General features: G+C 63.2%; 18 protein-coding genes. 12 read left to right on the top strand and 6 right to left on the bottom strand.

Annotated features, from left to right (window positions below; genetic code table 11):
- Nucleotides 1-435 precede the first annotated feature (435 nt).
- From DRF71_RS17870 to DRF71_RS17850, 5 genes are all read left to right on the top strand, one after another.
- Complete coding sequence (locus tag DRF71_RS17870; RefSeq protein ID WP_112311879.1) at nucleotides 436-2,022, top strand: ABC transporter substrate-binding protein; 1,587 nt, start codon at nucleotides 436-438, stop codon at nucleotides 2,020-2,022.
- A gap of 10 nt (nucleotides 2,023-2,032) precedes the next feature.
- Nucleotides 2,033-2,989 carry an ABC transporter permease gene (locus DRF71_RS17865; RefSeq protein WP_112311878.1) on the top strand — a complete coding sequence of 319 codons (957 nt, stop codon included), beginning with the start codon at nucleotides 2,033-2,035 and terminating at the stop codon, nucleotides 2,987-2,989.
- Nucleotides 2,986-3,798 (top strand): ABC transporter permease, encoded by an 813-nt coding sequence (locus DRF71_RS17860; protein WP_112311877.1) that lies wholly within the window; start codon nucleotides 2,986-2,988, stop codon nucleotides 3,796-3,798. The genes DRF71_RS17865 and DRF71_RS17860 overlap by 4 nt, the downstream gene beginning before the upstream one ends.
- Nucleotides 3,795-5,459 carry an ABC transporter ATP-binding protein gene (locus DRF71_RS17855; RefSeq protein ID WP_112311876.1) on the top strand — a complete coding sequence of 555 codons (1,665 nt, stop codon included), beginning with the start codon at nucleotides 3,795-3,797 and terminating at the stop codon, nucleotides 5,457-5,459. The genes DRF71_RS17860 and DRF71_RS17855 overlap by 4 nt, the downstream gene beginning before the upstream one ends.
- 165 nt (nucleotides 5,460-5,624) lie before the next feature.
- The gene (locus DRF71_RS17850; protein ID WP_112311875.1) at nucleotides 5,625-6,920 is read left to right on the top strand and encodes a mechanosensitive ion channel family protein; all 1,296 of its coding nucleotides are present in this window, start codon (nucleotides 5,625-5,627) and stop codon (nucleotides 6,918-6,920) included.
- On the opposite strand, the gene DRF71_RS17845 is transcribed toward DRF71_RS17850, so the two are convergent.
- Nucleotides 6,908-7,654, bottom strand: coding sequence for a class II aldolase and adducin N-terminal domain-containing protein (locus tag DRF71_RS17845; RefSeq protein WP_232831567.1), 747 nt, complete (start codon nucleotides 7,652-7,654; stop codon nucleotides 6,908-6,910). The two genes, DRF71_RS17850 and DRF71_RS17845, sit on opposite strands and share 13 nt — an antisense overlap.
- A 181-nt stretch (nucleotides 7,655-7,835) precedes the next feature.
- Between DRF71_RS17845 and DRF71_RS17840 the strand changes: the two genes are divergently transcribed.
- Complete coding sequence (locus DRF71_RS17840) at nucleotides 7,836-8,267, top strand: hypothetical protein (RefSeq protein ID WP_112311873.1); 432 nt, start codon at nucleotides 7,836-7,838, stop codon at nucleotides 8,265-8,267.
- Between the two features lie 77 nt (nucleotides 8,268-8,344).
- Here the strand turns inward: DRF71_RS17840 and DRF71_RS17835 are convergent, their stop codons facing one another.
- From DRF71_RS17835 to DRF71_RS17825, 3 genes are all read right to left on the bottom strand, one after another.
- Entirely contained in the window at nucleotides 8,345-8,551 is a 207-nt protein-coding gene (locus DRF71_RS17835; protein ID WP_112311872.1) for a cold-shock protein, read from the bottom strand.
- Nucleotides 8,552-8,942: 391 nt separating this feature from the next.
- Nucleotides 8,943-9,128, bottom strand: a complete 186-nt coding sequence (locus DRF71_RS17830; RefSeq protein WP_157971147.1) for a hypothetical protein — start codon at nucleotides 9,126-9,128, stop codon at nucleotides 8,943-8,945.
- A 392-nt stretch (nucleotides 9,129-9,520) separates the two neighbouring features.
- Entirely contained in the window at nucleotides 9,521-10,531 is a 1,011-nt protein-coding gene (locus DRF71_RS17825) for an alpha/beta hydrolase (RefSeq protein ID WP_112311870.1), read from the bottom strand.
- Between the two features lie 230 nt (nucleotides 10,532-10,761).
- On the opposite strand from DRF71_RS17825, the gene ettA reads away from it, so the two are divergent.
- The 4 genes from ettA (at nucleotide 10,762) to DRF71_RS17800 (ending at nucleotide 17,936) form a co-directional block, all read left to right on the top strand.
- Complete coding sequence (gene ettA, locus DRF71_RS17820; RefSeq protein ID WP_112311869.1) at nucleotides 10,762-12,420, top strand: energy-dependent translational throttle protein EttA; 1,659 nt, start codon at nucleotides 10,762-10,764, stop codon at nucleotides 12,418-12,420.
- A gap of 1,391 nt (nucleotides 12,421-13,811) precedes the next feature.
- Nucleotides 13,812-16,010, top strand: a complete 2,199-nt coding sequence (locus DRF71_RS17810) for a TonB-dependent receptor (protein ID WP_112311867.1) — start codon at nucleotides 13,812-13,814, stop codon at nucleotides 16,008-16,010.
- Nucleotides 16,011-16,160: 150 nt separating this feature from the next.
- On the top strand, nucleotides 16,161-16,844 hold the full coding sequence (locus DRF71_RS17805; protein WP_112311866.1) for a Fe2+-dependent dioxygenase: 684 nt from the start codon (nucleotides 16,161-16,163) through the stop codon (nucleotides 16,842-16,844).
- A gap of 3 nt (nucleotides 16,845-16,847) precedes the next feature.
- Nucleotides 16,848-17,936: an alpha-hydroxy acid oxidase gene (locus DRF71_RS17800; RefSeq protein ID WP_112311865.1), complete on the top strand. Its 1,089-nt coding sequence runs from the start codon at nucleotides 16,848-16,850 to the stop codon at nucleotides 17,934-17,936.
- Nucleotides 17,937-18,084: 148 nt separating this feature from the next.
- Here the strand turns inward: DRF71_RS17800 and DRF71_RS27540 are convergent, their stop codons facing one another.
- Nucleotides 18,085-18,408, bottom strand: coding sequence for a hypothetical protein (locus DRF71_RS27540; RefSeq protein WP_232831566.1), 324 nt, complete (start codon nucleotides 18,406-18,408; stop codon nucleotides 18,085-18,087).
- A 438-nt stretch (nucleotides 18,409-18,846) separates the two neighbouring features.
- On the bottom strand, nucleotides 18,847-19,101 hold the full coding sequence (locus tag DRF71_RS17785; RefSeq protein WP_112312145.1) for a DUF982 domain-containing protein: 255 nt from the start codon (nucleotides 19,099-19,101) through the stop codon (nucleotides 18,847-18,849).
- Between the two features lie 195 nt (nucleotides 19,102-19,296).
- On the opposite strand from DRF71_RS17785, the gene DRF71_RS17780 reads away from it, so the two are divergent.
- Together DRF71_RS17780 and DRF71_RS17775 are read left to right on the top strand one after the other, a co-directional pair.
- On the top strand, nucleotides 19,297-19,503 hold the full coding sequence (locus tag DRF71_RS17780; protein ID WP_092898656.1) for a cold-shock protein: 207 nt from the start codon (nucleotides 19,297-19,299) through the stop codon (nucleotides 19,501-19,503).
- Nucleotides 19,504-20,179: 676 nt separating this feature from the next.
- Nucleotides 20,180-20,314, top strand: coding sequence for an entericidin A/B family lipoprotein (locus DRF71_RS17775; protein WP_112311864.1), 135 nt, complete (start codon nucleotides 20,180-20,182; stop codon nucleotides 20,312-20,314).
- Nucleotides 20,315-20,361 lie beyond the last annotated feature (47 nt).

The raw sequence follows: 20,361 nt of genomic DNA, 5'->3' as shown, positions 1-20,361 counted from the left end.
CCCTGGTGGAGGCCCGGGCGGCCCTGTGACCGGCACGCCGCAGAGCGGCCCTGCTGCATTGGCGAAACCACCCGAATGAAAGCTTTTCCTGTCAATGGGTTGCAATTCCTGCACCGCAGCGTCTATCCTTACCGCGATATGGTTGAAGGCAGGCGGGCCATGCCCGGGGACAGCGTTGTCCCATCTCATCTTTCATTCCGTGCAGGGCGGTGCCACAGCGGCGCGCCCCGTATGGGCAACCAGAGACTGATGCTTTCCGGGGCGGCGCTGCCCCTGTCTGGTCTCAACGGGCATCCGCAGGATTTGCCCGCAACGAAAACATTTGCCCACCGCCGCGCTTCGCGCTTTTATTGACTCAATAATCAAGAACAGAATCCGGCCGGACCGCCAGGCGAGGCCGCAGAGACTGACAGAAAACCGACAGGGAGATAATGAATGTCCGAGAAACTCGACTGGATGGTGGCCCGTGCCCGCGCCGGCAAGATGAGCCGCCGCGAATTCATCGGCCGGACCACCGCGATGGGGGTCTCTGCCGCGCTGGCTTCGGCGCTGTTCACCAAAGCCGCCATGGCCGAGCCGAAAAAGGGCGGTACGATCCGCGTCGGTCTCGCCGGCGGGGAAAGCACCAATACGCTGGATCCGGCGCTGGCGGCCTCGGTCGTGCCGCAGGTCGGCAATGCGCAATGGGGCGAGCAGCTGGTCGATATGAATCCCGATGGGACCATCGACTTCCGCATCGGTGAGGAAGTCTCGTCCAGCCCGGATTCGAAGGTCTGGACCTTCAAGATCCGCCAGGGCGTCACCTTCTCGGATGGCAAACCCGTCACCGCCGAAGATGTGATGGCGACCTTCAAGCGCCACACCGATGAGAACGCGCAATCGGGCGCGCTTGGCATCGTCAAGGGCATCACCGATATGAAGGCGGAAGGCGACAAGCTGACCCTGACGCTGGACGCGCCTTCGGCCGACCTTCCTTACCTTCTGACCGATTATCACCTGATAATCCAGCCCGGCGGCGGTTACGACAACCCCAATGCCGGCATCGGCGCCGGCCCCTATATTCTGGAAACCTTCGAACCAGGCGTGCGCTACGTCCTGCAAAAGAATCCGAATCACTGGGATCCGAATATGGGTCACGCCGATACGGTGGAGATCCTGTCGATCAACGATAACACCGCCCGCACCGCCGCGCTGCAATCGGGCCAGGTTCATATGATGAACCGGATCGACCCGAAAATCGCACAGCTGCTGGCCGGTGCGCCGGGGGTCGAGGTGCGCCGCGCGGTGGGCCGTGGCCATTACGTCTTTATCATGCATGTCGACAAGGCGCCCTTCGACAATAATGACCTGCGCACCGCGCTGAAACTGGCGGTCAAGCGCGACGAGATGGTCGAGAAGGTGCTGGGGGGCCTCGGCTCGGTCGGGAACGATTTCCCGATCAACGCGGCCTATCCGCTGTTCGACGACACCATCCCGCAGCGCACATATGATGCGGCGGCGGCCAAGGCGGCCTATGACAAATCCGGCCATGACGGCAGCCCGATCATCCTGCGCACAGCCCCTGGTGCCTTCCCGGGCGCGGTGGATGCCGCCAACCTCTTTGCAGCCTCGGCGAAAGAGGCCGGCATCCCGCTGCAGATCCAGCTTGAACCCGATGACGGCTACTGGACCAATGTGTGGAACGTGCAGCCCTTCTGCGCCAGCTATTGGGGCGGTCGCCCGACCCAGGATCAGATGTATTCCACCGCCTATCTTTCGACCGCAGAGTGGAATGACACCAAGTTCAAGAATGCCAAATTCGACGAGCTGCTGATGAAGGCCCGCGCCGAGCTGGACGACACCAAGCGCAAGGCGGATTACTCGGAAATGGCGTATATCGTGCGCGACGAGGGCGGTCTGATCCTGCCGATGTTCAACGAATTCGTCGCCGGTATCCGGGCGGCGGAAATCGGTGGCTGGATCGACGATCCGAATGCCGAGATGATGAACTACCGCGCCCCCTCCAAGTGCTGGCTGGTCTGAGGACGGCCCGGTGCATCCAATCCTGAAACTCCTGGTCCAGCGCATCGCGCTGGGCCTCCTGTTGCTTTTGGCGGTTTCGGCGGTGATCTTTCTTGGCGTCGAGGCGCTGCCGGGTGATACGGCGCAGGCGATCCTCGGCCAGTCCGCCACCCCCCAGGCGCTGGAGAACCTGCGCGCACAGATGGGCCTCGATCAGCCCGCGCTGACGCGCTATTTTAGCTGGCTCGGCGGGGTGATGACCGGCGATCTGGGCAAGGCTCTCACCAATGGCGTCGATATAGCCCAGGCCATCGGGCAAAGGCTGGGGAATACGCTGTTCCTCGCCGGATGCGCCGCCGCCATCGCGGTGCCGCTGGCGCTGATCCTTGGCGCGGTGGCAGCCCGCTATGCCGGCCGCTGGCCCGACAAGGTGATCTCGGCGGTCACGCTGACCACGATCTCGCTGCCGGAATTCGTTGCCGCCTATTTCGTGATTTACCTGCTGACCATCGTTTTCCCGGTCTTCCAGCCGGTCGCCATCGTCTTTCCGGGGATGAGCTTCTGGGCCAAACTCCAGGCCGTTGCCCTGCCGGTGATCGTTCTGGTGATGGTGGTGCTGGCGCATATGATGCGGATGACGCGGGCCGCGATCCTTAACGTCATGCAATCGGCCTATATCGAGACGGCCGAGCTCAAGGGCCTCTCGCCCATGACGATCATCTGGAAACATGCCTTCCCCAATGCCATTGCGCCGGTGATCTCGGTCGTCGCGATCAACCTCGCCTATCTTGTGGTTGGCGTTGTCGTGGTCGAGGTCGTGTTCTCCTACAACGCGCTTGGCCAGTATCTGGTCGACCATGTGACGAAACGTGACCTGCCGGTGGTGCAGGCGGTCGGGCTGATCTTTGCCACGGTCTATATCGGGCTGAACATCATCGCCGATGTGACCGCGATCATCGCCAACCCCAGGCTGAGGCATCCGAAATGAGAATACCGCCCTCAGCCCTTATTGGCCTCGTCTTCACCGGCATCTTCATCTTTTCGGCGGTCTTTGCCGATCTGATCATGCCCTATGCCTATGACCTCCCCGTAGGAGGCCAGTGGGAGAGCCCCTCGGCCACGCATTGGTTCGGCACCGACACCATTGGCCGCGACATTCTCTCGCGTCTGATCAAGGGCGGCCAGATCACGATCTTCGTGGCACTGGCCGCCTCGATCCTCTCCTTTTCGATGGGGTCTTTCTTTGGCTTCCTCGCCGCCGTGCAAGGGGGCTGGACCGATCAGATCCTCAGCCGGGTCTGCGATCTGATGATGGCGATCCCCTCACTGATCGTCGCGCTGGTGCTGCTTTCGGTGCTGCCGCTGAACCTGACCGTGCTGATCCTCGTGATGGGGGTGCTCGATTCTACCCGCGTCTTCCGTCTCGCCCGCGCGGTCGCGATGGATATCGCGGTGATGGAATATGTCGAAGCGGCACGTCTGCGCGGCGAAAAGGGCGGCTGGGTGATCTTTCGCGAGATCCTGCCCAATGCGCTTTCGCCGCTGGTCGCGGAATTCGGCCTCCGGTTCATCTTCGCGGTGCTCTTCATCTCAACGCTGTCCTTCCTTGGCCTTGGCGTGCAGCCGCCGCTGGCGGACTGGGGTGGCATGGTGAAAGAGAACAAGGACGGGCTGACCTACGGGATCTCGGCGGCAATGGTGCCGGCGCTGGCGATTGCCGCGCTCGCGATCTCGGTCAACCTGGTGGCCGACTGGGTGCTTTCGCGCACCTCCAGCCTGAAAGGAGGCCGCGGATGAGTGCCAAACCAACCCAAAGCGGGCCGCTTCTGGAAATCCGTGGCCTCGTGATCGAGGCCACCTCCTACCCGCCCGGCGAGCCTCCGAAAAACGTCACCCTGGTGCATGGGGTTGATGTCACGCTGCAAAAGGGCAAGGTGCTGGGGCTGATCGGCGAGTCTGGCGCCGGGAAATCCACCATCGGGCTTTCGTCAATGTCTTACGGGCGCGGCGGAGTGCGGCTGACCGGGGGCGAAATCCTTCTGAACGGGCGCGAGATCCGCACCGCATCGCCGGGGCAGTTGCGCAAAATCAGGGGGAAAGAGGTCACCTATGTCTCGCAATCGGCGGCGGCATCTTTCAACCCGTCGAAACGGCTGATGGATCAGGTGATCGAGACCTGCCTCTCGCATAAGATCATGTCGAAATCCGAAGCCGAGGCGCGGGCGGTCACGCTGTTTCGCAAACTGGGCCTGCCCTCACCCGAAACCATCGGCAACCGCTATCCGCACCAGGTCTCGGGCGGGCAGCTGCAGCGGGTGATGACCGCGATGGCGCTCTGCCCGAAACCCGATCTGGTGGTGTTCGACGAGCCCACCACCGCGCTCGACGTGACGACGCAGATCGACGTGCTGGCGGCGATCAAAGAGGCCATCCGCGACACCGGCGTCGCGGCGCTTTACATCACCCATGATCTGGCCGTAGTCGCCCAGGTCGCCGATGAGATCATGGTCTTGCGCCATGGCCGCAAGGTCGAGCTTGGCACCACCGATCAGATCATCAACCGCCCCGCCGAGGATTACACCAGGGCGCTGGTCTCGGTGCGCAGCATCGACCATGCCGAAAAGCCCGAAGCAGCCCCGCTTCTGAAAATCGAGAACGTCACCGCCCGCTATTCCGGCACCACATTCGATGTGTTGAAAAACATCTCGATCGAGCTGCCGCCCGGGCAGACGCTGGCGGTGGTGGGGGAAAGCGGCTCGGGGAAGTCGACGCTGGCGCGGGCGATCACCGGGCTTTTGCCGCCCTCGAAAGGCCGGATCACCTTTGACGGGCGCCCGCTTTCCAGCGCCTTTCCGGGGCGGTCCCGCGATGATCTGCGCCAGATCCAGATGATCTATCAGATGGCCGATACCGCGATGAACCCGCGCCAGACGGTTGGAACCATCATCGGACGGCCGCTGGAATTCTATTTCGGCCTGCGCGGTGTCGCCCGCGACAAGCGGGTGCAGGAGTTGCTGGATCAGATCGAGATGGGCAAGGGCTTCATCGACCGCTACCCGGCCGAGTTGTCGGGCGGCCAGAAGCAGCGCGTCTGCATCGCCCGCGCATTGGCGGCAAAGCCGAAGCTGATCATCTGCGATGAGGTCACCTCGGCGCTGGATCCGCTGGTGGCGGACGGAATTCTGAAACTTCTGCTGGAGTTGCAGGCCGAGACGCAGATGGCTTACCTGTTTATCACCCATGACCTGGCCACCGTGCGCGCCATCGCCGACAAGATCGCGGTGATGTATAAGGGCGAGGTGCGGCGCTACGGCCAGAAAAGCGATGTGCTGGCGCCCCCCTTCGACGATTACACCGACCTGCTTCTCTCCTCGGTTCCCGAGATGGAACTGGGCTGGCTGGAAGCTGTGCTGGAGCATCGCCGCCAGACCGGGATCGGAGCCGGCGCCGGCAACTGAGCGCCCGGCAACTGCCCCCTTGTCATGGAACCGTGCCGCGTCTGAGGCATTGTCCCCCAGGAGACCCGCCGGCCCGTTTGCCCGCAAGGACAGACGGGCCGGTTCCTTTGCAGCAAACCGCCGCATCTTTGCCGGCGGAACCAGAAACGATGAGAGACGAGGCGGATGGAGACCATACAGCACCTGGCAAGCGATTATCCCTGGACCGAAACCCTGTTCTGGCTTGTCACCCTGACGCTGGCGGCGCTTTTCGTGAATTTCGTGGTGAAAGTGGCGCTGGTCAGGCTGCTGAACCGGCTGATTGCCGGCATTACCGCGCTGAACGGGCCGGATGTGGTGAAATCCGGTGTCATCGCGCGGCTGGCCAATACCGCGCCGACGCTGGTGATCTCAAGCTGGATCATGGCGGTGCCCGGCCTGCCCCTCACCATCTCGACCGTGATCCGCAATGTCGCCAATGCGGTCACCATCCTCTTCGTCGCCATGGCCATTGCCGCCGCGCTGAACCTGGCCGAGACCATCTGGCGCCGGCGTCATGGCGGCAGTGGCAAATCGGTCAAGGGTTTCGTGCAGATCGCGGTGATCGCGGTCTATATCGTGGCGGTGATCCTGATGATCGCGGCGGTGCTGGACCGCTCGCCCGTCATCCTGCTTTCGGGGATCGGGGCGCTGTCCGCCGTGCTGATCCTCGTCTTCCAGGACACGCTTTTGTCGCTGGTCGCCAGCCTGCAAATCTCGTCGACCGGCATTGTCCGGGTCGGAGACTGGCTGGAAATGCCCTCGATGCAGGCCGATGGCGAGGTGGTTGATCTGGCGCTTTACAATGTCACCGTGCGCAACTGGGATATGACCTACGCCACTTTCCCGATCCGCAAACTGGTCACCGACCCGTTCCGCAACTGGCGCGGCATGACGGAATCCGGCGGGCGGCGGATCAAACGCTCGCTGCTGGTCGATCAGGGCAGCATCCGCTTTCTCGGCGAGGATGAGTTGCGCCGCCTGCATACGCTGCGCCGGCTGACACCTTATTTCGACAGCAAACACAAAGAGCTGGAGGCCTGGAATGCGGAACTGGGCGAGGCGGCAAAAGTCGCGGGCAATCGCCGCCGCCTGACCAATATCGGCAGCTTCCGCGCCTATGTGGAGGCTTATCTCAAGGCCCATCCCCGCATCCGCCAGGACATGACCCTGCTGGTGCGCCACCTTGCCCCCGATCAGAACGGGCTGCCGGTTGAGATCTATTGCTTCACCGCCACCACCGCCTGGGGCGACTATGAGGCGATTCAGGCCGATATTTTCGACCATCTGATCGCGATCATGCCGGAATTCGGGCTGTCCGTGCTGCAATCCCCTTCAGGCGGCGATATCCGCGCCCTTGCCGGCCCGATTGAGGCCGCCATGAGCCAGGCGATGGAGGATGCGGCACAGCGCCAGGCGCCGAAAGCCACTCAGCCGGTGTAATCGGGCTCTTCTCGATCAAGGATCGCGCGGATTTCCGACAGATGCGCCGCCGCAAAACCGGGATAGGCCTCCCATTCCAGGGCGGTCTTTTCCGCCACTGCATCCGACATCACCCTGAGCGGCCGCCCGGTCGAGAGCGCGCGGATATAGGTCTCGGCGGCGCGCTCGAAATAGTAAAGCCTGTTGAAGGTCTCGGCCACGGTCCGCCCGATCACCAGCACGCCGTGATTGCCCATGATCATCGTGTGGATCCTCGGATCCGCCAGCAGCCCGGCACAGCGCGCGCCCTCCTCCTCAAAGGCCATGCCGCCATATTCGCCATCCACCACCTGGCGGCCATGGAACATCGCGGAATTCTGGTCGATGGCGGGCAGGCGCGAGTCCTCCAGCGCGGCCAGAACGGTCGCATGGATCGAATGCACATGCATGACACAGACCGCATGCGAACAGGCGCGGTGAATGGCACCATGCAGCCCCCAGGCGGTCGGGTCCGGCGCATCGGGGCGCTGCATCGTATCGGGGTCATCGGCGTCGATCTCGACCAGCGAAGTGGCGGTGATGCGCGAGAAATGCCGCCCGTTCGGGTTGATCAGGAAGCGGGTTCCGGCCGGATTTACCGCCAGCGAGAAATGGTTCGCCACCGCCTCATGCATATTCAGCCGCACCGTCCAGCGAAAGGCCGCCGCCAGATCGCAGCGCTGGATCTCATGGGTCAGATTGCTGTGCTGGTTCATCGCTCTCTCCATGTCGTTGCCCCCAGCCTGCACCGCGCCCGCGGTTCAATCAAGATGGCAGCAAGAAGGCGGTGATGACGCGGAAATTCCCGAATCCCCCCCTGGAATGAGCACAATCGAAGCAGAAGATAAAAATTAAGAGAAAAACAAACTGCTTCATCCTCAAATCCGGAGCATCGGCATGCAGGCATATCATTCCTTCGATTTTGGTGGCGCCGTCAGAATTGGCCATTCCTTCCGGGTTCTTTGCGTGACGGCAACCGCCGGTGCCCCGATGGCTGACCGGCTGGCAGCCCTGGGTGGCAGGATCGAAACCGAATCCGAGCTTTACACCGCGCTGTCAGGTGTGATCGACGATCCGGGTGGCTGCGATATGCTGGTGCTGGATTGTGACACGCTGGGCGGCGAAGATGTGGCGCAGGTGGTCACCCGCACCCTGCGCGCTGTGGACTCGCGCCTGCCGGTGGTGCTGATCAGCGCCGGCTTCCCGTCCCATCTGTTCCCCGAATCCCGCGAAGAACCGATCTGCCTGCGCGCGCCGGTCTCGGATCTGAGCCTGCGCATCGGCTGCGAACATGCCTTGCGCGACCTGACCCGCTGGGCCGCCGCCTGACCGCTCCGGCCCGGACGGCATGAAAAAGGGCGGCCTCAGGGGCCGCCCTTTTCAATTCCGGCGATACCCGCCCCGGCTTATGCCAGAGAGATATTGATCGCAGATTCGCGGCCGTCACGGCCGGATTCGATGTCGAAGGTCACAGCCTGACCGTCTTTCAGACCACGCAGACCAGCGCGCTCCAGAGCGGTGATGTGAACGAAGACGTCTTTCTTGCCACCCTCGGGGGCGATGAAGCCGTAACCCTTGGTTTCGTTGAACCATTTCACGGTGCCATTGGCCATCGTGAGTTCTCCTGATCGTATCTCCGCCCACGTTATGTGGCGGACTGGCGCTGTCAGCTTTTTGGTCGATGGCTGTAGGCCGGAAGGCGGAGACAGGTCGAAAGAAGATAACGTCGCCCCCGTCCTATGCCCGGAAAGTTGTGAAAGGGCAAGCGAAAGCTCTGATTTCATGCGGTTTGCGCGGGATGCGGGGAGGATGGGCGCGGCGTAGCCATGCCCCATGCAAAAGCGGCCGGAAGCCTCGCTGGCACCGGCCGGTCAGGGGGGTGTTTTCGGTGTATTCTGGGCTTCGAATTCTGGGCCTCGGATTCCGGGTCTTCGGTTCAGGGTCCCGAATTCAGAGACCCTGGTTCAGGCCCCCGGATTCAGGCCCCGGACGCCGGGCAGAGGCTCAGACGTCGGCGGTCGCCAGATTGCGGCGCGGCAGCAGCGCGAAGAGGCCGGCCAGCAGCACCGCCCCTGCCGCAACCGAGAACCACAGCGACAGCGCGGCAATGGCGCCCGAACCAAGGATCAGTGCAACAAGCCCGGACAGGAAACCCAGCATCCCGCCAACGATCATTGTCACGACAGCCATGATCCGCTCCTGCTTTTCAGCCCAGATTTGCATCATAGTGAATCGCGGCGAATTCGGGCGGAAATGGGGCAGTGAGAGGGTCATCATAGGGCAGGATCTTCTGCCTGCGCGGCCCCCGCCTGGCCTGGCTTGCGGTCTGGCCAGGCTCGTGATTCGGCCCGCACCCGATGGTTTCCGGGGCGCGGGCCGGCCTTTTGAATTCGAAACCGGGGGCATACCCCCGGCACCCGGTCAGAAAACGTCGAACAGATACAACAGGATGATGATCGGGATAGGAATGCCCAGCAGCCAGGCGCCGATACCTTTCATGGCGACCTCCTTCATGTTGTGTTCAAGGGACTTAACCAACGCCTTCGGTCGCAAAAGGTTCCCCCGCAGCCCCGGGTCCCGTCTCAGCGGCATTCCTGTGCCTGCCAGCGGCCGCGCAGGAAATCCTCGATCCGCAACAGGATCTGCGGATGGGTGACCAGCATCAGATGGCCGCCGCCGGGCACCACGCAAAGCGTGGCATCCAGCCTGCGCGCCAGCCGTGCCACGCCGCCGGGCGAGAAGACGGGATCCTCGCTGCCATGCAGGAAAAGGATCTCAGCGCCGGAAGAGCGCGCGGCTTGCGACAGGGTCCAACCCAGCAGATCGCTGGTATGCGCCCGCCCCAGCCCTTTGACCGGCAGGATCAGGTAATCGCGGTCCCGCGCGGCGCGGCGCTCGGCCAGGCGGCGGATGGTCGGATCCTTGCGCCAGCCATAGCCGTAAAGCAGCACCTTGTAATATTCGCCCCAGACCGCGCGCGCCGTCAGCGAGCCTGCCGCCAGCGCCGAAGCGCCGACCGCAACCATCCCGCGCGCGCCCGATTCGTAGGCGCCGGGAAAGGGCGTCACGCCCGAAAGGACCACAACACGGGTCTTGCGCGCCGGTCCGATCAGGCCCGCGGCCTCGATCGCGATGGCGCCGCCGGTAGAGAAGCCGAGGATCTCGATATCGGCCTGCGGATAAAGCGCAGCATGGCGGGCAATGGCAGCGGCGACCTGGGCCACGCGCATCGGCGGATCCAGCGGCTGCCCCTCCAGCCCGGGAAAGCGGTATTCCATCACCAGATGGCCAGGGCCTGACGGCTTGCGCAACCGCCCGAAAATTTGCGCGGTCGAAAGCGCGCCGGGGATCAGATAGGTGATGCGCCCGGGCCGGCCCTTGCCGCGCGCAACCTCATGGATCAGGGTGACGGGTTTCGGGGTCTCCGCCATCTGCTCCGCGCGCGGGGCCGGCGGCGTCACCTCGGATGGCTGGCGCGCCGGGCCGCATCCGGCAAGCATCAGCCCCATGGCGAGAGCGATCCCGGTCAGAAACCGCGCCCTGCCCCCCGCTTTCCCGCCCCCTGCTTTCCCGTCGTCACCACCGCGCCACATGATCCGGACCGCTTAACCATCACCTGCCCTGATCCTGCCGGGCGCGGCGCTGAGGCGCAACCGGGCTTTGCACCGCGCCCCACATGGCCCCGCCCCCCGGCCAGGGGGGCCTTTCCCCGCAAAATCACCGGCCAGGGCGCCCTCCGCCGGCAGCCGCCGCCTTGCCCCCGCGCCCCTGGATCGCTACATGAGGGCCAATCCCGCAAGGAAGTTTCATTCGGAGCGCCCTCATGGCCAGCTATCAATATGTCTATCACATGGACGGCGTGTCCAAGACCTATCCCGGTGGGAAAAAGGTTTTCGAGAATATCCGCCTGAACTTCCTGCCCGGCGTCAAGATCGGCGTGGTCGGCGTCAACGGTGCCGGTAAATCGACGCTGCTCAAGGTCATGGCCGGCATCGACAAGGATTTCCAGGGCGAGGCCTGGGCCGCCAAGGGCGCGAAAGTCGGCTATCTGCCGCAGGAGCCGCAGCTCGACGAGACGCTGAATGTCCGTGAAAACGTCAAGCTGGGCGTGGCGGAGAAACAGGCGAAACTCGACCGCTATAACGAAGTGGCGATGAACTATTCCGACGAGACCGCCGAGGAAATGGCGCGCCTCCAGGACGAGATTGACGCGGAAAACCTCTGGGATCTGGAAAGCAAGATCGACATAGCGATGGAAGCCCTGCGCTGCCCGCCCGATGAGGCCGACGTCTCAAGCCTGTCCGGGGGTGAACGTCGCCGCGTGGCCCTGTGCAAACTCCTGCTCGAAGAGCCGGACATGCTGCTTCTTGACGAACCGACCAACCACCTTGATGCCGAGACCATCGCCTGGCTGCAAAAGCACCTGATCGAGTACAAAGGCACCATCCTGACGGTCACCCACGACCGTTACTTCCTTGACGACATCACCACCTGGATTCTTGAACTCGAGCGTGGCCGCGGCCTGCCGCATGAGGGCAACTACTCCTCCTGGCTGGAAGCCAAGGCCAAGCGCATGGCGCAGGAGGCCCGCGAGGACAAGGCCAAGCAAAAGGTCATGGAGAAGGAACTCGAATGGATCCGGCAGGGTGCGAAAGCCCGCCAGACCAAGTCGAAAGCCCGTATCCAGGCCTATGACAAGCTGGTCGATGAGGCATCGCTTAAAGACCGCGTCGGCAAGGCCCAGATCGTCATCCCGAACGGCCCGCGTCTTGGCGGCAAGGTGATCGAGGTCGAGGGCCTGAAAAAGGCGATGGGCGACAAGCTCCTGATCGAGGATCTGAGCTTCTCGCTGCCGCCGGGCGGTATCATCGGCGTGATCGGCCCGAACGGCGCCGGCAAATCGACGCTGTTCAAAATGCTGGTCGGCCAGGAACAGCCCGATGCCGGCACGGTGAAGCTGGGCGAGACGGTGCAACTGTCTTATGTCGACCAGTCGCGCGACGCGCTGGATTCCGACAAGAACGTCTGGGAGGAAATCTCGGGCGGGGCAGAGATCATCCATCTCGGCGATGCGCAGATTTCGTCGCGCAACTATGTGGGTGCCTTCAACTTCAAAGGCACCGATCAGCAGAAGAAAGTCGGCCTCCTGTCGGGGGGGGAGCGCAACCGCGTCCACCTCGCGAAACTGCTGAAATCGGGCGGCAACCTGCTGCTCCTCGACGAGCCGACCAACGATCTCGACGTCGAAACCCTGCAGGCGCTGGAAGCGGCAATCGAGGATTTCGCGGGTTGCGCGGTGATCATCAGCCACGACCGCTTCTTCCTTGACCGTCTCTGCACCCATATCCTGGCTTTCGAGGGCGACGCGCATGTCGAATTCTTCGAGGGCAATTTCGACGCCTATGAGGCCGACAAGATCCGTCGTCTGGGCGTCGATGCCGCTGCACCGAAACGGGTGAAATACAAGAAATTCACCCGCTGACCCAGGCACGCCCTGCCCAGAGCCGAATGAGCGGACCGAATGACCGCCCCCTGTCGCGGGGCGGCGCTCGGGGCGGGAGCAATGTCGCATCCTGCAAGCCCGGGATGCCGGGCCTGCAGACACCAGCCTGGTTGCGCCGACCGCTACGGGTCCGCCATGGGCTGGCACTGCCATGCTGCGGGCTGAGCCCCCCGTAGACAGTGCCCCGGAGCCTGAAAGCCAAACCGACACCGCCTCCAGGTCAGGGTTGGCCGCATCTGTGTGCGGGCCGATGGCCGACAAGGCAAAACCTCTCCAAACCGCAGGCGTCTTCGCCCAGGAGGCAATAGCTATCCCGACCGGCGAACCCGCGCTCTCGCCCCGCCCCGCCCCGCCCGACCGGAAGATCGGGGCACCTGTCGCTACGCAAGCGCCCCCTGGGCTGGCCATCATCCGCGGAACAGAGCTCCGTGCAATCTCCCCCCGCTCCGCCTGCCTGAGCTGTTCGGGTGACGGAGCCTGACTGGCGACAGTGAGGCATCAGGCGGCTTGTTTACCCCTGGCACCTTGTGGCCACAGTGACCCCACGCGCTCTGTCAGCGGTATCTGCTCAATCGCGGACAGATCAGCGGCGCCTTTGATCCCTGGGCTGGCACGGACATTTTCAGCCTCACCCCGACCGAGACCTGGATCATCAACGGCGACGACCGGGCCGACTTGCTCGCCGTCGCAATGCCGGGGCGGTGATCTCGCGCGGGATTCCATCCGCGCCAATACCGGCGCGGCGGTGCGCGATCGGTATTTCGGCATGTCTGCGGCTCGCGGCCGAAAACAATGTCCTGACCAGAGAGGGCGGCGATGACCGGCTCGCCCATTGGCTCAGGAATATGGTGGAGGCCTGCGAAAAACCGGAGGCCTGGCACCCAGACCCCAACCAGATCCGCCGCCAGGGCGCGACCGGTCACAACAGGCTGATCACCCCACATAGTCCCGCTGGCACGACCAGCCCGCCGCGTATCAGAGCCGGGGAGCAGAACATGATCCCCAAAGGCTTCCGTTGTGACCGAGGGACGACCGGCGGGCAGATCGCAACAGATGCCCCATCGCCTTGCAGTCAGCCTTTACCGGCCTGACCGGCTGAAAAGGCGAATGAGGCCGGAGCCTGATTTTGCGCCGGCATTCTCCCATATCGTTGCGCAATTGTCGCAATTTGTCTGGCTTTTGGGAGGACTGCCGCCACGACATGTTGACCATTTTCGTCAGGTGTTGAAACCGGAAAACAGCTCATAGTTGTCGCGCCTTGTCGCGCCAGCCGCTCAGCCCCCAGCAAGCCAGATCCCGAGCCAGCTGTGTCAACCTCCCTGTGCCGGCAGTCCCGCAGGCGCAGCGCCTAATTTGGGAACCTCCATTTAATGACACTGAAAAAAACCGCGACCAACCAGTCGCATATGATGCCAACGCTGGGCTTGTTGCCGGTGCTTGCCATTTCCGCAGCCGTTGCCGGTGAGGCCAATGCGCAGACCACGGCTGAAGGCGAAAACCTCGGCACGGTTGTTCTCCATGCCGGTGGCGAGCAGGGCGAGGCGGCCAACAGCTATACGGTGACCGAAGCCTCTTCTGACAAGTTCACCGGCCCGCTGGTCGACACGCCCAAGACCATCACCGTCGTCACCCAGCGGCAGATGGAAGAGCGCAATGCGACCTCGGTGCTCGAAGTGCTGCGCACCACGCCGGGCGTCACGCTCGGTTCGGGCGAAGGCGGCACGCCGATGGGCGACCGCTTCTTCATCCGGGGCTACCAGGCTGCGACCGATATGATGATCGACGGCGTGCGCAATCTGGGCCGCACCTCAAGCGAATCCTTCAATGTGGAATCGGTCGAGGTCGTCAAAGGCCCCGGCGGCGCCTATTCCGGCCGTGGTGCGACCGGTGGTTCGGTCAATCTCGTGACCAAGCAGGCGCATCTGGGCGAGAGCTTCAACCATGTCTCGGCCACCATCGGCAATGGCAAGCACAAGCGCCTGACCTATGACGGCAATTTCGATCTTGGCCAGGATATGGCGCTGCGTCTCAACCTGATGGCGCAGGATTCCGGCGTTCCGGGCCGCGACGTGATCGAGGATGACCGCAAGGGTATCGCGCTCTCGTTCACCAAAGGCTTCGGCGCCAGCAAACTCTCGCTGAGCCTTTCGCATGACGAGACGAGCGGCATCCCGGATCTGGGCGTGCCGATGGATACCGCCGCATGGCGCGGCAGCCCCCTGACAACCACCAATCCGGGCCGCCCGATCGAGGTGATGGATGCCAGCGCGTTCTTCGGCTCGGCCTATCGCGATTTCCGCGATGTGAAGAACCAGGCTGCCTCGCTGAAATTCGAACATGAATTCAGCGACAGTCTCAGCTGGAACACGACGCTGGCATGGATCGGTTCGGAACAGTATTACGCGGTGACCCGTCCGACCGTGAACGCGGCCGGCAATGTGGTGCGCGATCTGCGGTCGGGTGGCAAGAAGAACCGTGCGGCGGCCTTCCAGACCGGGCTGAACGGCTCGTTCGAGACCGGTTCGCTGAAGCATGATTTCGCAATCGGCTTCGAATATTCGAAAGAAAAGATCGCTTCGGCGACCTCAACCGGTGCACCTTCGGTGACGACGACCCCGATCATCAATCCGAATCCCTATGGTCCGGTGACCGGTTCCATCGTCTGGACGGGCTGGGGCGCACCTATCGAAACTACGACCAAAGCGCTTTATGTCTTTGATACCATCCAGTTCGACCCGCAATGGTCGCTGGATCTGGGGCTGCGCTACGACAAATATGAAGTCGCAGATGCCAGCCGGACACGCAAAGACAACATGCTGAACTACTCGGCGGCACTGGTCTATAAGCCTGCCGAGAACGGCACCGTCTATTTCGCCATCGGCACCTCGTCGAACCCCTCGGGCGAATGTGCGGGCATGGCGGGTGGCGCTGACGGCGCCGGCGCCTGCACGCTGACTGCCGCGAACGTCAATCTGGAGCCGGAAAAGAGCAAGAGCTTCGAGCTCGGCACCAAATGGGAGCTGTTCGAAAACCGTCTGCTGTTCTCTGCCTCGATCTTCCGGACCGAGAAGAAAAACGCCCGTGTGACCGATCCGATCTCGGGCGTCGGTGTGGCCCTTGCAGGTGAAAGCCTTGCCCAGGGGATCGAGATCGGCGTCGCCGGTCAGATCAATGACCAGTGGGGCGTCTCGTTCGGCTATGCCTATACCGATGCCGAAGTCGTCAAGGGTGGCGGTCGTCCCGCCACCCTTGATAACAAGGAGATGCAGTTCAATGCCAAGAACAGTTTCAGCCTGTGGTCGACCTATGCGGTCAATGACAAGCTGACCGTCGGCGGCGGCGCGACCTTTACCGATAAGCGCTGGCTGGATGCGGCGAACACGCTGATCCTGCCGTCGCAATGGCGCTTTGATGCGATGGTCTCTTACGAGGTGGCCGAAAACACCCTGCTGCAGGTCAATGTGAACAACCTGTTTGACGAGCGCCTCTATGACGCCTCGCATGTCGGGCTTTTCGCCAACCGCGCGCCGGGCCGGTCGGTCACCGCCAAGATCGACTACCGGTTCTGAGGCTCAGATTCTGAGGCTCGGACCATCTGACGCGAAGGGGCGGCGAAATGCCGCCCTTTTTTCATGCCGCATCCGGATATTTCCCGACGGAAATTCTTAACTTTTCCCGGTCGCCGGGTTATCCTCACCAGGTTCAGGACGGAGCCGCAAATGCTTGTCACCATTCCAGATCTTCTGACGCCGGAAGAAGTCGCCTATATCCGCCAGGTCCTGGAGGGCACGGACTGGGTCGATGGCCGCAGCACCGCCGGCGATCAGGCCGCCCAGGTGAAAAAAAACCTCCAGGTCCCCCCCGACAGCCAGGTCGGCCGCGAGCTGGCGCAGATCGTCGCGCGGGCGCTTGGCCGCAACCCGATCTATTCCTCGGCCGCACTGCCGCTGCATCTGCTGCCGCCAATGTTCAACCGCTATGATGAGGGGATGACCTTCGGCGCCCATGTCGATGGCTCGATCCGGGTGATCCCCGGCACCGGCCAGCGCATCCGCACCGATGTTTCGACCACGATCTTCCTGACCCCCCCCGAGGAGTATGACGGCGGCGAGCTGGTCGTTCACGACACCTATGGTGAGCATAAGGTGAAGCTGCCGGCGGGCCATGCTGTGGTCTATCCCGCCACCTCGCTGCATTCGGTGACACCGGTGACGCGCGGCTCCCGCTGGGCGTCGTTCTTCTGGGCGCAGTCAATGGTTCGCGACGACTGGCAGCGCCATATGCTCTATGATCTCGACCAGTCGATCATGCGTATCCGCACGCTCCTGCCCGATGATGATCCGGCAGTGACGGGGCTGACGGCGCATTACCACAATATGATCCGCCACTGGGCGGAGATCTGAGCGTTGTCAGAGGCTTATGAGATCCCCTCCGATGTGGTGGCGCTGTGCGATTACGAACGGGTGGCGCGGGATCGCCTGCCGCAAATGGTCTCGGCCTGGCTGGATGGCGGCGCGGCAGATGGCATCACCCATGCGGATAACCTTGCCGCCTGGTCCCGCATCCGTCTGCAAGGCAGGGTCCTGGCGGATATGCGTGGCGCCTCGACCGGGCTGAGTTTGTTCGGTCAGGCGCTGGCGCATCCGCTGATCCTCGCCCCCGTCGCCTATCACCATCTCGCCCATCCGCGCGGCGAGGCCGAGACCGCGCTTGGCGCGGCGGCGACCGGCACGGTGATGACGGTCTCGACGCTCGCCTCGACGCGGATCGAAGAGGTGGCCGGGGGCGCGCAAGGGGCGCTGTGGTTCCAGCTCTATATGCAGGCGCGGCGCGAAGACAGTGCGGCCCTGGCTGATCGTGCCGAGGCCGCAGGCTTCCGCGCCATCATGGTCACCGTCGATGCGCCGGTAAAGCTGCGCAATACCGAGGCGCGGATCGGCTTTCGCCTGCCCGAGGACGTCTCCGCCATCAACACCGCCGGCATGGCCGGGCCAGAGATCCGGGCAGAGCCGGGCCGCAGCCCTGCGTTTCTTGGCCTTCTCGACAGCCAGCCCCGCTGGGAAGACATCGCCTGGCTGCGCGCCCGCACGAGGCTGCCGCTGATCGTGAAGGGCATTTCCACCCCTGGCGACGCGCTTCTTGCGCTGGAGCACGGGGTGGACGGCCTTGTCGTCTCGAACCATGGCGGCCGCGCGCTTGACACGATGCCCGCCAGCGCAGACCTGCTGCCGCGCATCGCGGAGGCGCTTGCAGGCCGGTTGCCGATCCTTTGTGACGGCGGCATCCGCCGGGGCAGCGATGTTCTGAAAGCCCTTGCGCTTGGCGCGGATGCGGTGATGCTCGGTCGCCCGCAACTCCATGCGCTGGCCACCGGCGGCGCACGGGGCGTCGCGCATATGCTGACCATCCTGCGCGCCGAGCTGGAGGTCGCGATGGCCCTGACCGGCTGCAAAAACCTTGCGGCAATCGACGATACGATCATATGGAAAGAGTGATCGGGGTTCCTCCATTCATGCTCGCGGTGACAGGCCCCCTGATGCCGGTTGACTGTGAGACCACGCCGCAAAAGCCCCGCCCGCTGGTGTTTTGAAGACCAAAGGGATCCCCGGAGGAATAGCTCGGCCTTGCCCTTACTGCGCAGTTCTATGTGGTCAACCAGACCGAATGCCTCAGGCGTAACGTTGATGTGCAGCGCGATACCGCGCCATGTGATGCTGTGGGTTTCCATGCGCCTTGCCCTCCCTCGGGGGATGTGCCGCTGACGCGGCAGACCCTTCCCGTAGGGAGTTGGCCTGAACCGCTCGGGCTTTGCAGGCCGTGCAGGCAATAGGCGGCGCGTCGGGCGTGGGCGGCTGCGGCTGCGGCTGCGGCTGCGGCTGCGGTGAAAATCGCCCGTTTGTCGCCCATCAACGCGGTAAGCCAGCCTTGGATACAGGTGGAGTGGTCTGCGCTCGGCTCCGGCGTCAAAGCCAGATCGGCGCGCAGAAACGCCGCGCCAGGCTCGGCTGTCTTGGCGGCGGTGGTGATCTCTGCCCTTGCCGGAGGGCATCCTGCCGCCGCAGGGGTAACCGGTCCTATGAGGTCGCAGGCGTTGAGACGGATGACATGCTCAAGATGCGTGCCGGCCCGGGTATCGGCTCAAGATCATTCGCGGCCTGCCGAATGGGTCCCAACTGCGCGTTCACAGCTGTGAGCAAAGCGGCGGGATACGCTGGTGCAAGGTCTCGCTCAGGAACGCCGGTCTGTTCGCGGCTTCGTCTCATGGGCTTACCTTCGGAAGCTTTGATTGCTCCCGCCGTTCCGGAGGAAAAACCCCGAAATCGGTGCCTGGTCGGGGGTTGATCCAAATCCGGATCCCCCGGGACGCAAAACCCCGGGCAAATGCCAGGGGTCATGTGGCCGACTTCAGGAGACCAGCCCTTCCTGACGGAAGCCCGCCGACCTCACAGCCGCGAGGAAGGCCCGACGAGCGGCACCGATGCTGCCGAGACAGTCCATGGCTGCCTCGATGCGGTCGAGTGCTATCACTCGCGCAGGGTCATCCACTGGCCACTTCCGTCGCAGCCAGTAACGCGCCTGTTCGATTGTCGTGAATTTCTGAATGTCACCCTCCGAGGTGACGGCGATATGCAGGGGTTTGCCCCAGTCTGTTTCTATCATGCGCCCCATATGGTCACTGGTCCGCCTGTTTGCAAGCAAAGGTTGGCCTACCTAATTTGCTATTCCCTGCGATACCTGCTATCAGTGTATGGCATCCTCGCTTTTCGACCCTGATCCTTTCGGCGCAGTTTTCGATTATCGCTTGTGCCGGGCCGTCACCTTCTGTGGGCGGCATTTCCAGAAAAGGATCTCACGATGGCTAATGGCACCGTGAAATGGTTTAACGCAACCAAGGGCTTCGGCTTCATCGCGCCCGAAGGTGGCCGCAAGGACGTGTTCGTTCACGTCACGGCGCTTGAGCGCGCGGGCATCCGTGGTCTTGATGATGGCCAGGCTGTCACCTTCGATATCGAAGCAGGCCGCGATGGCCGCGAATCGGCTATCAACATCAAGCTGGCCTGATCACCTTCTGATCTGCGAAACATGCGCAGATCGAAACGGACGAACCACGGCCCATCCTGAAACGGCAAGCTGAACAGCCGAGATCACCGATCCTGCGCTCTCACAGGCGTTTACCGCTCGGGCCGGATCGCATCGCGATTAAAATGGTGGAAGGTCGGAAGACAGATTGGCGCCCGGGGGAGAGATCCTTCCGGGCGCTTCTGCATTTGGCAGAACTTTCCGACGGTACTGTGACGGGGTGGAACTGCGGCCCCTCGCCGCCCGGAGGCGACCCTGACGCATTTCTCGCAGAAGACCCGCTTTAACCTCGCAGAGCATCTGAGCCAACCACCGGAGACCACGACCGGGGCCTGCTGGTTACCGAAGCTCTGAACATAGCCCATGGCCTCGGCGCCCTATTACCCGGTGCTGGAGCCCTGCCTGATCGAAGGGCGCTTTGTGGTATCGCACTGGACGCCGGAGGGTCTGGTGTAGAGTGTGATCATGGCGGTATCCATGCAGGGTGGATGACAGCGTGGCGCGCTTGCCCGCATCCCCCCCAGGCGCAGGGCGAAAGCGGGAGGATCGGCTGCAAGAACTGAGCGCGCCTGACGGATTTCCGCCAGGCGCAGACGGCACAAGGAACCATCCAGATCAAAGCGCGTTTTCTCAATGACAACCATCAAGGAGCCCCGCCATGAAGACCGTAGTGATCCTTCTTACCCTGACCGCCCTGACTGCCTGCGAGACGGTCAAAGGCGCGGGGCGCGACATGCAGGGCGCAGGCCATGCGATCACCAAGGAAGCCGATAAGGTCCAGCAGGATCTTTGATCTGGACAAGCGGCCGGACGAAATGGGCCTCGCTTCGGCGGGGCCTT

It is taken from the genome of Pseudogemmobacter bohemicus (assembly GCF_003290025.1).
GTDB lineage: Bacteria > Pseudomonadota > Alphaproteobacteria > Rhodobacterales > Rhodobacteraceae > Pseudogemmobacter > Pseudogemmobacter bohemicus.
Note: the sequence above shows the minus strand (reverse complement) of the source record. Positions and strands in the feature narration are given on the sequence as shown.

Coding starts and splice junctions, on each gene's coding strand:
- DRF71_RS17870 (WP_112311879.1), top strand. CDS start 436: ATGTCCGAGAAACTCGACTGGATGGTGGCCCGTGCCCGCGCCGGCAAG.
- DRF71_RS17860 (WP_112311877.1), top strand. CDS start 2,986: ATGAGAATACCGCCCTCAGCCCTTATTGGCCTCGTCTTCACCGGCATC.
- DRF71_RS17855 (WP_112311876.1), top strand. CDS start 3,795: ATGAGTGCCAAACCAACCCAAAGCGGGCCGCTTCTGGAAATCCGTGGC.
- DRF71_RS17850 (WP_112311875.1), top strand. CDS start 5,625: ATGGAGACCATACAGCACCTGGCAAGCGATTATCCCTGGACCGAAACC.
- DRF71_RS17845 (WP_232831567.1), bottom strand. CDS start 7,654: ATGAACCAGCACAGCAATCTGACCCATGAGATCCAGCGCTGCGATCTG.
- DRF71_RS17840 (WP_112311873.1), top strand. CDS start 7,836: ATGCAGGCATATCATTCCTTCGATTTTGGTGGCGCCGTCAGAATTGGC.
- DRF71_RS17835 (WP_112311872.1), bottom strand. CDS start 8,551: ATGGCCAATGGCACCGTGAAATGGTTCAACGAAACCAAGGGTTACGGC.
- DRF71_RS17830 (WP_157971147.1), bottom strand. CDS start 9,128: ATGGCTGTCGTGACAATGATCGTTGGCGGGATGCTGGGTTTCCTGTCC.
- DRF71_RS17825 (WP_112311870.1), bottom strand. CDS start 10,531: ATGTGGCGCGGTGGTGACGACGGGAAAGCAGGGGGCGGGAAAGCGGGG.
- ettA (WP_112311869.1), top strand. CDS start 10,762: ATGGCCAGCTATCAATATGTCTATCACATGGACGGCGTGTCCAAGACC.
- DRF71_RS17810 (WP_112311867.1), top strand. CDS start 13,812: ATGACACTGAAAAAAACCGCGACCAACCAGTCGCATATGATGCCAACG.
- DRF71_RS17805 (WP_112311866.1), top strand. CDS start 16,161: ATGCTTGTCACCATTCCAGATCTTCTGACGCCGGAAGAAGTCGCCTAT.
- DRF71_RS17785 (WP_112312145.1), bottom strand. CDS start 19,101: ATGATAGAAACAGACTGGGGCAAACCCCTGCATATCGCCGTCACCTCG.
- DRF71_RS17780 (WP_092898656.1), top strand. CDS start 19,297: ATGGCTAATGGCACCGTGAAATGGTTTAACGCAACCAAGGGCTTCGGC.
- DRF71_RS17775 (WP_112311864.1), top strand. CDS start 20,180: ATGAAGACCGTAGTGATCCTTCTTACCCTGACCGCCCTGACTGCCTGC.